Here is a 13,053-nt window from a genome sequence, read left to right as displayed (position 1 = left end):
CTTAGAGAAATGGTTCAGGCCTTCTCTGAAGGGTCTGTGGAGCATGCATCGGCTATCCACCGGTCGCTGCTTCCTAAAATGAAAGCATGCTTTATTGCTCCAAATCCGTCGCCGGTTAAAGCGATGCTCGAGCAGCAGGGAATTATATCGCGCGATACAAGACTGCCGATGCTGCCGCTGACGGACGCGGAAATTAAGCAGCTGGAACAGTGGTTCAGCCTGGCCTGACGGCCGGGCTTTTTATTTGCACAATGACAGGATGAAAAGGCCTGATTACATATGGAAAAGACAACCCGGCCCCTTTTCCGATAGCAAAGAACCTTGTATTCTTATTTCTAATTGCGTTATACTACAATCAAGTGCTGGACCGGGTATGCAAAGAAAATAGATGACTGCTACGATCACACTACTACAGAAGAATATAGACTATATAGGAGGAAACACATTGTCAAATCAAAATACAGACAGCATTCGTATTTTTGCCTTGGGCGGCGTAGGCGAAATTGGTAAAAATATGTATGTTGTGGAAACAGAAGAAGATATTCTCATTATTGAAGCGGGGTTGATGTTCCCGGAAGATGATATGCTCGGCGTAGACATCGTTATTCCGGACATCTCGTACCTCGTGCAGAATAAAGAAAAAATCCGCGGTATCATCGTGACACACGGACACGAAGATCACATAGGAGCGCTTCCCTACATTCTTCGTAAGATTAACGCGCCGGTTTACGGCACAAAGCTTACGATTGCGATTGTGGAAGATCATATTAAAGAAAACGGACTCCGTAAAAAATCGGATCTGCGCACGTTTGATCCTAAATCCCGTCTGACAATCGGCAGCCTGCCTGTGAGCTTTTTCAGAACGACGCACAGCCTGCCGGATTCCATCGGCGTATGCATCGACACTCCGCAGGGACTGATCGTGCATACAGGGGATTTCAAATTCGACCAGACGCCGATAGACGGCCAGCTTACTGAAATCGGCAAACTGACCAATTACGGCAAAAAAGGCGTTCTCTGCCTGCTTTCCGACAGTATTAACGCGGAAGTACCGGGAACGACTCCTTCTGAAGCGGTAGCAGGTGAGCAGATGATGGATGCCTTTATTGAAACCAAAGGCCGTATTGTCGTAACAACGTTTGCATCCAATATTCACCGTATTCAGCAGGTGATTAATGCATCAGAAAAAGAAGGACGTAAAATTGCGGTAGTGGGCCACAGTATGCTCAAAGCAATTGAAATTTCACACAAGCTCGGCTACCTTCAGCATCATGAAGATACCTTTATTGAGACAAATGAGGTGGAAAGCTATTCGCCTCATCAAATAACCATATTGTGTGCCGGAAGCCAGGGAGAGCCGATGTCTGCGCTGACCCGTCTTGTGAAAGGGGCGAACCGCCAGCTTTCCATTCAGGAAGGCGACAAAGTGCTTATTGCTGCCAATCCGATACCGGGACATGAAAAAACCGTCAGCCGTACAATTGATGCTATTTATCAAGTAGGCGCGGAAGTGGTTTACGGAAAAAACAGCATCCATACGTCCGGGCACGCCAGCCAGCAGGAATTAATGACAATGCTTAATATTGTTAAACCAAAGTATTTTATCCCGATTCACGGGGAATACCGGATGCAGTCCGCCCACGGTGAACTTGCTGAGAAAGCCGGCGTTAATCCGGCAAATATCTTTTTAGTCGATAAAGGCGAAGTGGTTGAATTTACGAAACGCAAAGCCCGCCGCGCCGGCAAAGTATCCTCCGGCAACGTATTAATTGACGGACTCGGCGTAGGAGATGTCGGAAACATCGTTCTCCGCGACAGACGCCTTCTATCCGAAGACGGAATTCTCGTTGTGGTCGTGACCCTGCATAAGAAAACGGGAACGATTGCTTCCGGTCCGGATATTATTTCCAGAGGGTTCGTGTATGTACGCGAATCGGAGGAACTGCTTGAAGAAGCCAATAAAAAAGTAACAGCTACGCTCGAGAAATGCATTGCCGAAAAAGAAAAAGAATGGTCTACGTTAAAAAGCAGCGTCCGCGACGTGCTGAGCCGTTTTCTTTATGAAAAAACGAAGCGCCGTCCTATGATTCTGCCTATTATTATGGAAGTTTAATCTAAAAAAGAAGAAGAGCCCTGCTGATTGGAATCTATGATTCTCCAGCAGGCTCTTTGCATATGAAGAACTAAAAAATACAAGCCGCAGCGTCTTAGCAGCAAAGGCATATGCTATAATAACAACAGGCATATCCGGACATAGAATGGTTTTAAAACAACAGGTGAGAACAGATAATGAGGTGGACAATAAGTGGCAAAAACACGTAAACGAACAAAAAAATGGTCTAAAAAACGAAAAAGCGAAATGAAAATAGAGTGGACGGGACTGGTTCTGCTTACCCTTGCTTTAACAGCGCTGTTTCAATTCGGGCTGGTAGGAGAGCTGCTCGTTTCTTTTCTACGCTTTTTTGCAGGGGACTTTCATATCGTACTGAACCTTGCTGTAATGGCAGTAGCAGCTGCTTTCATTTTCAAGAAGAAATGGCCGCGGATAAATAAACGTATTGGAGCAGGCGTGCTGCTGGGCGCTCTCTCCGTACTGATTTTCAGCCACATTTCTTTTATGAACCGGGCAGGAAATGGGGAAAGCAGCCTGGCCGTCACGTGGAATGCATTTACAGAGCAGGCGTCAGGAGCGGCCAATGCATCAATTGGAGGAGGCATGACAGGAGCGCTGCTGTATACGGGTACATACACCCTTTTCGGGGTGCCGGGCTCTTATCTAATTGCTGTTCTGCTTGCTGTCGTGGCGTTAATGATTATCACCGGCGTAACGATACAGGATCTGGCTAATGGGACAAAAACCAAAGCAGGACCGGCTGTAAAAAAGACACAGGCCGTGCTGAGTGAAAAATACCAGGCTTCCAAAGACCAGCGGGAGCAGAAAAAGCAGGCTCGCGAAGCTGAACCAAAACCAAAACCTGCAAAAAAGAAGCAGACACCAAAAGCTAAAGAGCCGGAGTACGAACAGCAGGAGCTGGTGGAACAGGAGCCGGAAACCCCGCTTATTTACAATTTTGCAGAAAACGCCTACGAAAAGCAGGAGGAGCCGGAAAAACCAGCCGCCGTGCCGGTAAAGGAAAAAGCAGCAGAAAAGCCTGCTGAAACAGGCGGGGACGCTGAAGTGATTGGGGAAGCTGTACTGGCCTCGTCGGCGGAAGAAGAGAATAAAAATTATATACTGCCTTCACTTGATTTATTAAACGCCCCGGAGCGGAATACCCAGCATGTAGAAAAACGCATGCTGAGTTCAAATGCAAGAAAACTGGAAGAGACTTTGTTAAGCTTTGGAGTGAAAGCAAAGGTTAACGAAGTTCACCTGGGACCGGCCGTAACAAAGTATGAAGTACAGCCGGATACCGGAGTGAAAGTAAGCAGAATTGTCAATTTAACCGATGATCTGGCACTGGCACTGGCAGCTCGTGATATCCGTATCGAAGCACCTATTCCAGGCAAGTCAGCCGTTGGCATTGAAATACCGAATCAGGAAGTGGCAATGGTGACGGTCCGTGAAGTGCTGGAGACCGGAATGAAAAAAGACAATCATCCGCTTGCCGTTGCTCTTGGCCGTGACATATCAGGAGAACCAGTGCTGGCTGCCCTGAATAAAATGCCGCATCTTCTCGTAGCAGGTGCTACAGGAAGCGGAAAAAGTGTGTGTATTAATGGAATCATTACGAGTATTCTTATGAAAGCAAGGCCGCACGAAGTAAAGCTGATGATGATTGACCCTAAAATGGTAGAGCTTAACGTGTATAACGGTATTCCCCATCTGCTGGCACCGGTGGTAACAGAGCCGAAACGTGCCGCACAGGCACTGAAAAAAGTAGTAGCCGAAATGGAACGCCGCTATGATCTGTTTTCCCACACAGGTACGCGAAACATGGAGGGCTATAATCAGTATGTAAAGAAAGAAAATGAGAAAAATACGGAAAAACAGTTGGAACTGCCTTACATTGTTGTGATTGTGGATGAGCTGGCCGATTTAATGATGGTCGCTTCAAGCGACGTAGAAGATGCGATTACAAGACTGGCACAAATGGCAAGAGCTGCAGGGATTCATATGATTATCGCAACCCAGCGCCCGTCTGTTAATGTAATAACAGGAGTGATTAAAGCGAATATTCCATCGCGGATCGCGTTTGGAGTAACGAGCCAGATCGACTCCCGTACGATCCTTGACAGCGGGGGCGCTGAGAAACTTCTCGGAAAAGGGGATATGCTGTTTTCTCCAGTAGGCTCAAACAAATCCACCCGTATTCAGGGTGCATTTATTTCCGACGGGGAAGTTGAAGCGATCGTCGCCTCCGTAATTGCCCAGCAGAAAGCAAATTACCAGGAAGAAATGATTCCTGATGACAAGGTAGAACAAGTAGAAGAAATAGATGATTCTTTATATGACGAAGCGGTCGCCTTTGTTGTAGAAAGACAAAGCGCCTCTGTTTCCATGCTGCAGCGTAAGTTCAGGGTAGGCTATACGAGAGCCGCACGCCTGATTGACGCCATGGAAGAACGGGGTATTGTAGGACCTTACGGCGGGAGCAAACCAAGAGATGTGATCTCCGCCCCTCCGGCAGCCGAAGAAGAAGCACCGCGCTATTAAGAAAGGGGCTCAAAGCCAATGGTAGAGAAAGAACAGATTAATACGGGAGCCGCACTCCATCTGCTTCCGACAAAAAAATTCAAAACGACAACGATTCTTCTGCAGATGCTTGCACCGCTTGAGGCGGAAACCGCAACAGAACGTTCCCTGCTTTCCCAGGTATTAAAAAGCGCAACAGCCGACTATCCTTCACGAAAAAGCATCCGATCCCACCTGGATTATTTATATGGGGCCGTTTTTACGACGGACGTAGCCAAAAAAGGGGACTATCATCTGCTGACTTTCCGGCTCGATATTGCCAACGAGCGGTATATTGAACATGCAGAACCACTTTTGGAAGAAGGACTCGCTTTTCTAAAAGGAGCTGTTCTGTCCCCTTATCTGGAAAATGGCATCTTTTCTGAGAAAATTATTGCAGAGGAAAAACGCAACCTCCAGCAGCGTATGGAAGCCGTATACGATGATAAAATCCGCTATGCCAACAACCGCATGCTCCAGCATATGTTTCCGGAGGATCCTTATAGATTACAGGCCCAGGGAGAGCTCGAACGTCTGGAGGCTGTATCAGCCGAGCGCCTGATGACAGTATATGAATCCATGCTGAAAGAAGATAAAGTGGATATGTATATTATCGGGGACGTAGAAGAAACCCAGGCCGCGAAAGCTGCTTCTGCCTTTTCCGTATTTGAAGAAAACCGTCACGTTAAAAAAGCTGCAGGAACCGATTATTCCGTCAGGGAGACTCCTAATCATATAAAAGAAACCGATGATATTCAGCAGGGTAAACTGCATATTGGCTGCCGGGTGCCGGTCTATTTTAAAGATTCTTCGTTTGCTGCCATGCAGGTAGCCAATGCGCTGCTCGGCGGATTTCCTCATTCGAAGCTGTTTTTAAACGTCAGGGAAAAAGAAAGCCTCGCTTATTATGCAGCATCCAGGTACGACAGCCTAAAAGGCTTTGTGACAATTATGGCCGGTATCGAAACGTCCCAGTATGATAAAGCACTCGCTATTATTACAGAGCAGATTGAAGATATGAAAATCGGCCGTTTTACTGAAGACGAAGTAGAACAGACTAAAGGCATGCTCGTCAATCAGCTGCTTGAAACTGCCGATTCCGCAAAGGGCACCGCTGACCTGCTGTATCAGGGCATTGTCGGAGAACGCCAGATATCCATGGATGAATGGATCAGCCAGGTGCAAGCCGTTACGCTTGAAGAAGTAGCCGACTGCGCAGCAGATATTGTAATAGATACTGTATTTTTTCTTCACGGAGAGAAGGAGGACCAATAAATGAACACGCTCGAAAAAAGCACCATTGATGAAAAGCTTTACTACGAAGTACTCGATAACGGCCTGCAGGTGTATATTCTGCCGAAGAAAGGCTTTCATAAAACATTTGCCACATTTACGACGAACTACGGCTCAATCGACAATCATTTTACGCCGATTGGAGGCAGTGAGCCGGTAAAAGTACCGGACGGCATTGCTCATTTTCTGGAGCATAAAATGTTTGAAGATGAAGAAGGGGACGTGTTCCAGACGTTTGGTAAACAGGGGGCATCGTCTAATGCGTTTACCAGCTTTACGAAAACGGCCTACTTGTTTTCAAGCACCGCGCAGACAGAAAAAAATATCAGCACGCTGCTGGATTTTGTACAGCATCCTTATTTTACAGAGGACAGCGTAGAAAAAGAAAAGGGCATTATTGAACAGGAAATCCGCATGTACGAAGATCAGGCGGACTGGCTTGCCTTTTTCCAGCTTCTTGGAGGCATGTATCATGAGCATCCGGCAAAAATCGATATCGCCGGCACGGTAGAATCCATTTACGACATTACGAAAGAAGATTTATATACGTGTTATGAAACGTTTTACCATCCATCCAATATGGCGCTGTTCATTGCAGGTGACGCCGATCCGGAGGCGCTGATGGCTTTAATTAAAGAGAACCAGGCAGGCAAGGAGTTTCCTCCTGCACCGGAGCTGAAACGAATTCTTCCGGAAGAGCCGGCCGAAGCGGCATCTGAAAAGAAGGTTCTGGAAATGAGCGTTAATACGCCAAAAGTGCTCGTCGGCTATAAAGTGCTTCAAGAAAGAACAGGCGAAGATTTAATGCGTTATGAGCTTGCCATGGATCTGCTTATGGATACGCTGATCGGCCCCGGCACAACCTTTTACGAGTCTTTGTACGAGGAAGGTCTGATAGATGACTCGTTTTCCGGTGAGTTTCAGGTAGACCGTTCGTTCACCTTTTTTGTAGCCGGCGGGGACACAGCGCAGCCGGACGAGCTGCAAAATCGTATTACAAGCCTGCTCGAAACGAAAGACCCGGCTGCTTTTGATTCAGACATGTTTGAGCGTATTAAGCGCCGCAACATTGGTACATTTCTGCGCCAGCTTAACAGTCTCGAATTTATGGCAAGTCAGTATACGAGCTATGCCTTTGCGGGAATGGATATGTTTGATACAGCAGCTATGCTGGACTCTATTACGGCAGAGGAATGCCTGGAGTTATGGAAGCAGCACTTCCACGGACCGGAACGCTCCGTATCTCAAGTCATAAAAAAGAAAAATGAGTAGCAGAAAGCCTTTTGTATTAGTTACCGGGGCAAGCGGTGCGATCGGAAGCGCCGCTGCCGTTAAACTTGCCGGGGAAGGGCATTCATTGTTTCTGCACTGCCACAGCGCTTCGGAAAACCATATGGATGAACTTGCCGAAGCGTGCCGCTTCTATGGGGCGGAAGCATATGTAGTCCGTGCCGATTTATCAAAAGAAAATGGAGCGGAAACCTTGCTTCAGCAGGTGCATTCCCCGGTCAGCGGTCTGGTTTACGCAGCAGGGGCTTCTTTGTACGGGCTCCTGCAGGATGCAGAGCCGGAAGAAATCATGAACCAGTTCCATTCCCATTTGATTCAGGCAGTATTCACGTCCCAAAAGCTGCTTCCTTATATGATTCAGGAAAAACAGGGAACGATGGTGTTTATTTCTTCTATCTGGGCAAGCAGCGGGACGGCCATGGAAACAATTTATTCCGCTGCTAAAGGGGGAATGGAGGCATTTGTTCGTTCTCTTGCGAAAGAAGCTGCTCCGAGCGGCGTGAAAGTTAATGCAGTAGCTCCCGGAGTAATTGATACTCCCATGAACGTTATTTTTACCGGCGAAGAGCGTGAAGATCTCGTCGCGCAGATTCCGGCAGGGAGAATGGGCCGGCCTGATGAAGTGGCAGAAGCCGTCGCTTTTTTATTCTCGAGCAGCTCGTCGTACATGAATGGCCACATTCTGCAAATAGACGGAGGCTTTTCATAAAAAAGCTTTGTACCGTATTTAGACAAACGTTACAATAACAGTAACCAATCTATATATAGTTCAGTACAGAAAGGCAGGCGGAGACAATGGAACCCAAAGAATGGTATATGGAGTATGAAATTCATGAGAATAGACCCGGCCTTCTCGGGGACATTTCTTCCCTGCTCGGTATGCTCTCTATTAACATCGTAACGATCAATGGTGTGGAAAACAGCCGCCGCGGCATGCTGATCCGCAGCCGGCAGGATGATTCGGTCGTAAGACTTCGCAGCATTATGGAAACGATTGACACCATTACCCTTCGGAAAATCCGGGAACCGAGGCTCCGCGACCGGCTGGCCGTTATGCATGGGCGCTATATTGAGCGGGATGCTGATGATAAAAAAACGTTTCGGTTTGTACGGGATGAATTAGGCCTGCTCGTTGATTTTATTGCCGAGCTTTTCAAAAAAGACCGGCATTATTTAGTTGGTATCCGCGGTATGCCTCGTGTCGGAAAGACCGAATCGCTTGTCGCAGCAAGCGTATGCGCCAACAAGCGCTGGACATTTATATCGTCCACTCTTCTACGCCAGACGGTAAGAAGCCATCTGGGGGAAGATGAAAAAGGAGAAGGGCATATTTATATTATTGACGGCATCGTCAGCATGATGCGGGCGCCCCAGAAGCACAGGGATCTTGTAGACCAGGTGATGAAGCTTCCCTCTGTTAAAGTAGTCGAGCACCCGGATATATTTATCCGTGAGTCCCACTACACGATCCAGGATTTTGATTGTATTATAGAACTGCGCAATGATGAAAGCCAGGTCATTACGTATGACGTAGTGGATTCCGGCTTTTCTTCGTTTGATATTAGTTAAATGATAGGTGGTACAGCATGTCAGAATTAGGAGCTTTTCTGCGAAACAAACGGTTGGATCAGAACATGTCCCTTGATTATCTCCAGGAAGCGACGAAAATTCAAAAACGTTATCTGCTTGCCATTGAAAACGGACAGTATGAAGCTCTTCCGGGCGCCTTTTATGCAAAAGCTTTTGTAAAAAGCTATTCCGAAGCGCTCGGCCTCGATCCGGATGCGGTAATAGAGCAGTACGGAGGAGAGCTTCCGGAAGTCCATCATCCTGAAAACAGGCGGAGATCCCGCATGGATCGTCTTCAGCGCCGCAGGAAAGCGTCCGGAAAGTCCCAGGGCAGACCAACGCTTCTGCCTGTATTTGCGGGTATCTTGTTTCTGGGAATTGTCGGTTTTGGGCTGTTTCTGGCTATTCAGGGTCTGAGCGACAGCGGCGACCAGTCCTCCTCTCCCGGGGACGATCCTGGAGTGCAGGTAGAATCAAACGAAGATCCCGGAGAACCGCCTGCTCCTCAGGAGAATGAACAAGAAGAGGATGCTCCGGCAGAAGAAGACGAAGAAAACGGCAGCCAGCCGGAAGAAGTATCAAGTGAAGGCATGGTAACTACATTTGACGTCTCTGGTATGGAAACGCTGGAAATGGAGCTGACGTTCACCGGTGAATCGTATATCGATACAAAGGATGAGAGCGGCAGTATTATTGACCAGTATGATGGAACCGCTGATATGGACCCTGTCACTCTGGATTATAGTGATCTGGATTATGTTCTCTTGAATATTGGAAATACCTCGGGTGTAGAAATAACCATTAACGGCGAAGCGTTTGAATGGCCGAATGATTCTATTCACCAGAACATTGTGTTTGAAAGAATGGAGTAAAAAGCGCCGCAGCTCCGGCGCTTTTTTTCATCCATTATTTACAGATACGATCTGCCGGTTAAACGAAAACTGAAAAAAGCCCGTCAGACCAGCGGGAAATGTATACGCATCTGCCGCTGGGTGGAGGAATTATGGTACAATAACAACTGACATCATTTTTTTAGATGAGCGCTGTTTAGAAAGAAAAAGAAGAGAGGTAAGCGCCTGATGAACCTTCCTAATAAAATTACATTGGCACGAATAGCATTAATTCCACTGTTTGTGTTTTTCATGTTAATTCCTCCCTGGTTTGGCATGATTGGATCCGGCACGTCCAGTATCCCTGTGTCTCATGTAATAGGCGGTGTTATTTTTATTGTGGCCGCTGCCACCGACTGGCTTGATGGATATATTGCCAGGAAGCACCAGTTGATAACAAGCTTCGGAAAATTTCTTGATCCGCTTGCAGACAAGCTGCTTGTTACAGCTGCGCTGCTTGCATTAATTGATTTACAGCTTCTGCCTTCCTGGATGGCGATCGTGATTTTAAGCCGGGAGTTTGCCGTAACCGGCATCCGGCTTGTAGCGGCTGCCGAAGGGGATGTCATTGCCGCAAGCGGACTTGGCAAATGGAAAACCGTTTTTCAGATGGCGGCCATCACCGTGCTGCTTTTCCATAACCTTCCGTTTAGTTTGATTGGACTTCCGCTTGGCATGGGACTGATGTGGATTGCTGTAATCCTGACTATTGTCTCCGGCGTTGATTATTTTATGAAAAACAGACATGTGATGCTGAAATCCACCTAACAGAAAGAAGGACTGTCTTTATGAATGCAGAAATAATCGCGGTAGGATCAGAGCTGCTTCTAGGCCAAATAGCAAACACGAACGGCCAGCATTTGTCAAAAGAACTGGCAGCTCTTGGTATCAGCATTTTCAGGCATACGGTGATTGGAGATAATACCGCACGGCTTCACGAAGCAATTACCGAAGCTGAAAAGCGGGCGGATCTGGTAGTACTGACCGGAGGGCTGGGACCGACAGAAGATGACCTTACTAAAGATGTGGCAGCAGAGCATGCAGGACGTAAATTAATAGAGCATCCCCCTTCAATGAAAAGTCTCACGCAATTTTTTGAAGAGCGGGGAATGGCGCTGACAGAGGCCAATAAGCGTCAGGCTCTATACTTAGAAGACAGCTGTGTGCTGGAAAATCATAACGGGCTTGCCTGCGGGGTAGCATTTGAACAGAACGATACGCATTATATGCTTCTTCCCGGACCGCCTCATGAAATGAAAATGATGTTTGAAAAAGAAGGAAAGCCTTATCTGCTGAAAAACAGAAAGGAAAATAAAGTGATCGAATCAAAAATTTTCCGCTTTACGGAAATTGGAGAATCGACGCTTGAAGCAAAACTTAAAGACATTATAGGATTTCAATCCAATCCAACCATTGCACCGCTTGCTTCAGAAGGAGAGGTCATTATCCGCGTAACAGCGGCCGCTTCCACAGCAGAGGAAGCTGATACGCTGATCGCTGCGACCGAACAGCAGATTCTCGAACGCGCCGGAGAGTACTGTTATGCTGTTGGGGAGAAGCCGTTGATCGAGCTGACGCTCGACCGGTTGAGAGAATCCGGCAAAACCATTGCAGCGGCGGAAAGCCTGACCGGCGGATGGTTTGCCAAAAAAGCGATAGATATAGAGGGTGCTTCAGCCGTATTTGCGGGGGGAGCCGTAGCCTATTCGGCTTCTGCCAAGGAGAAGCTGCTCGGTGTCAAAGCTGAAACAATTGCTTCCTATGGTACGGTAAGCCGGGAGTGCGCTGAAGAAATGGCCGTGAACGTTAAAGATTACATGCAGGCTGATGTAGGTATAAGTTTTACAGGAGTGGCCGGGCCGGATCCGCTTGAAGGGCATCCGCCGGGTACCGTCTGGATCGGACTGGCTGTAGATAATGAAGTAAAAGCCTTTCCGCTTGAACTAAGAGGAAGCAGAAAATTAATCAGGCATTCTGCCGTGTTTCACGGCTATCGACTGTTATGGAAAGAAAAGGTGATAAATAATGACGTTTTTTGATGATTTTTAATTCGCAGTGAAATAAAACAGGCTGTAAAAGAAATGGGATTTGAAGAACCTTCCCTATTCAGGAAAAAGCCATCCCGAAAATTCTGGAAAAAATTGATTTAATCGGGCAGGCCCAGACAGGCACGGGAAAAACAGCCGCTTTTTGGCATTCCGATTATTAACAGCGTAAGACAGAAAAACACGTTCAGGCTATTATTCTGACCCCTACAAGAGAGCTTGCTATCCAGGTGTCTGGAGAAATTCAAAAGCTGTCCCGCCATGTAGGTGTTCGTACGATGCCTATATACGGCGGCCAGTCGATCGGCCATCAGATCCGGCTTTAAAAGAAGGAGTCCAGATTGTGATAGGCACACCGGGCCGTGTCCAGGATCACCTCCGCCGGGGCACGCTTGAACTGAATCAAGTGAAAACAGTTGTCCTTGACGAAGCAGACGAAATGCTCGATATGGGATTTTGTTGAAGATATTGAGACGATATTAAAAAGAGTAAATAAAGACAGGCAGACCCTGCTTTTTCTCCGCCACAATGCCTCCTGCTATTAAGAAGCTTTCCCAGAAATACATGGTAAAGCCGCAGGTTGTATCCATTAATAAAGGAGAAGTAACGGCTCCTTCATCGCCCAGGTATATTAAAAGTGCTGGAAAAGAATAAACAGGATTCCTTGTGCCGAATTCTCGACAGCCAGGACCCTGAGCTCGGAATAATTTTCTGCCGCACAAAAAAAGGCGTAGCGGAACTAACAGAAGCGCTGCAGGCGCGGGGATACCTGGCGGACGGCCTGCACGGAGATTTAAACCAGGCCCAGCGCGATGCGGTCATGAAAAAATTCCGTGATGCGTCGATCGAATTTCTTGTGGCAACAGATGTAGCAGCTCGCGGATCGACGTACAGAACGTCAGCCACGTAATTAACTATGATATTCCCAGGATCCGGAAAGCTATGTGCATCGTATCGGCCGGACGGGACGCGCCGGTAAGAATGGTCAGGCGCTTACGATTGTAACCCCGAGGGAGATGAAGCACCTTCGATCTATTGAAGCAGAAATCAAAATGACTATTCCCTCCAGTGAAGTGCCTTCTATTGAAGAAGTGGTCGAAAAGCAGCAGGAATCGTGGAAAAAAATGATTACGGATCAGTTCAGCGAAGAAGAGCACCTGAATTTATTTGATGACCTTACCGATGAATTATTAAAAGAATCCGATCCAAAGATATTATCCGTGCGTTAATGAAAATGAATTTTCGGGCTCGCTCGGCGGAAATGACGATGCGTATAACTTCGGGGAAACCG

The 13,053-nt window shown here is 47.3% G+C and carries 13 protein-coding genes and 1 pseudogene; all 14 read left to right on the top strand.

The genetic code is table 11. The features are described from left to right. Positions 1-228: dihydrodipicolinate synthase family protein (locus MMY81_RS32020; RefSeq protein ID WP_252316007.1), on the top strand; the 228-nt coding region annotated here is incomplete at its 5' end. 217 nt (positions 229-445) lie between these two features. Continuing rightward, a complete protein-coding gene (locus MMY81_RS32015) occupies positions 446-2,113 on the top strand; it encodes a ribonuclease J (RefSeq protein ID WP_252313452.1) in 1,668 nt (555 codons plus the stop codon). A gap of 192 nt (positions 2,114-2,305) precedes the next feature. Further along, positions 2,306-4,657 (top strand): FtsK/SpoIIIE family DNA translocase, encoded by a 2,352-nt coding sequence (locus MMY81_RS32010; RefSeq protein WP_252316006.1) that lies wholly within the window; start codon positions 2,306-2,308, stop codon positions 4,655-4,657. Positions 4,658-4,675: 18 nt separating this feature from the next. After that, positions 4,676-5,950 carry an EF-P 5-aminopentanol modification-associated protein YfmF gene (gene yfmF / locus MMY81_RS32005; RefSeq protein ID WP_252313451.1) on the top strand — a complete coding sequence of 425 codons (1,275 nt, stop codon included), beginning with the start codon at positions 4,676-4,678 and terminating at the stop codon, positions 5,948-5,950. After that, positions 5,951-7,240: an EF-P 5-aminopentanol modification-associated protein YfmH gene (gene yfmH / locus MMY81_RS32000; protein ID WP_252313450.1), complete on the top strand. Its 1,290-nt coding sequence runs from the start codon at positions 5,951-5,953 to the stop codon at positions 7,238-7,240. Next, a complete protein-coding gene (gene ymfI / locus MMY81_RS31995) occupies positions 7,233-7,967 on the top strand; it encodes an elongation factor P 5-aminopentanone reductase (RefSeq protein ID WP_252316005.1) in 735 nt (244 codons plus the stop codon). The genes yfmH and ymfI overlap by 8 nt, the downstream gene beginning before the upstream one ends. An 86-nt stretch (positions 7,968-8,053) precedes the next feature. Next, the gene (locus MMY81_RS31990) at positions 8,054-8,827 is read left to right on the top strand and encodes a DUF3388 domain-containing protein (protein WP_120192206.1); all 774 of its coding nucleotides are present in this window, start codon (positions 8,054-8,056) and stop codon (positions 8,825-8,827) included. A 17-nt stretch (positions 8,828-8,844) separates the two neighbouring features. After that, positions 8,845-9,699, top strand: coding sequence for a helix-turn-helix domain-containing protein (locus MMY81_RS31985; protein ID WP_252313448.1), 855 nt, complete (start codon positions 8,845-8,847; stop codon positions 9,697-9,699). A gap of 207 nt (positions 9,700-9,906) precedes the next feature. After that, the gene (pgsA, locus tag MMY81_RS31980) at positions 9,907-10,485 is read left to right on the top strand and encodes a CDP-diacylglycerol--glycerol-3-phosphate 3-phosphatidyltransferase (protein ID WP_120192204.1); all 579 of its coding nucleotides are present in this window, start codon (positions 9,907-9,909) and stop codon (positions 10,483-10,485) included. 20 nt (positions 10,486-10,505) lie between these two features. Further along, on the top strand, positions 10,506-11,756 hold the full coding sequence (locus MMY81_RS31975; protein ID WP_252316004.1) for a competence/damage-inducible protein A: 1,251 nt from the start codon (positions 10,506-10,508) through the stop codon (positions 11,754-11,756). Between the two features lie 65 nt (positions 11,757-11,821). After that, positions 11,822-12,088 (top strand): annotated as a pseudogene (locus tag MMY81_RS36125) (DEAD/DEAH box helicase). A gap of 17 nt (positions 12,089-12,105) precedes the next feature. Beyond that, positions 12,106-12,225 carry a DEAD/DEAH box helicase gene (locus tag MMY81_RS36120; RefSeq protein WP_374563359.1) on the top strand — a complete coding sequence of 40 codons (120 nt, stop codon included), beginning with the start codon at positions 12,106-12,108 and terminating at the stop codon, positions 12,223-12,225. A gap of 174 nt (positions 12,226-12,399) precedes the next feature. Beyond that, complete coding sequence (locus MMY81_RS36115; RefSeq protein ID WP_374563357.1) at positions 12,400-12,672, top strand: helicase-related protein; 273 nt, start codon at positions 12,400-12,402, stop codon at positions 12,670-12,672. Positions 12,673-12,706: 34 nt separating this feature from the next. After that, complete coding sequence (locus MMY81_RS36110) at positions 12,707-12,991, top strand: hypothetical protein (RefSeq protein WP_374563354.1); 285 nt, start codon at positions 12,707-12,709, stop codon at positions 12,989-12,991. Positions 12,992-13,053: the final 62 nt, after the last annotated feature.

It is taken from the genome of Sinobaca sp. H24, assembly GCF_023845525.1.
Note: the sequence above shows the minus strand (reverse complement) of the source record. Positions and strands in the feature narration are given on the sequence as shown.

What these genes read in the sequence shown, in the direction of transcription:
- yfmF (WP_252313451.1), top strand. Translation starts at nt 4,676, where the DNA reads ATGGTAGAGAAAGAACAGATTAATACGGGAGCCGCACTCCATCTGCTT.
- yfmH (WP_252313450.1), top strand. Translation starts at nt 5,951, where the DNA reads ATGAACACGCTCGAAAAAAGCACCATTGATGAAAAGCTTTACTACGAA.
- ymfI (WP_252316005.1), top strand. Translation starts at nt 7,233, where the DNA reads ATGAGTAGCAGAAAGCCTTTTGTATTAGTTACCGGGGCAAGCGGTGCG.
- MMY81_RS31990 (WP_120192206.1), top strand. Translation starts at nt 8,054, where the DNA reads ATGGAACCCAAAGAATGGTATATGGAGTATGAAATTCATGAGAATAGA.
- MMY81_RS31985 (WP_252313448.1), top strand. Translation starts at nt 8,845, where the DNA reads ATGTCAGAATTAGGAGCTTTTCTGCGAAACAAACGGTTGGATCAGAAC.
- pgsA (WP_120192204.1), top strand. Translation starts at nt 9,907, where the DNA reads ATGAACCTTCCTAATAAAATTACATTGGCACGAATAGCATTAATTCCA.
- MMY81_RS31975 (WP_252316004.1), top strand. Translation starts at nt 10,506, where the DNA reads ATGAATGCAGAAATAATCGCGGTAGGATCAGAGCTGCTTCTAGGCCAA.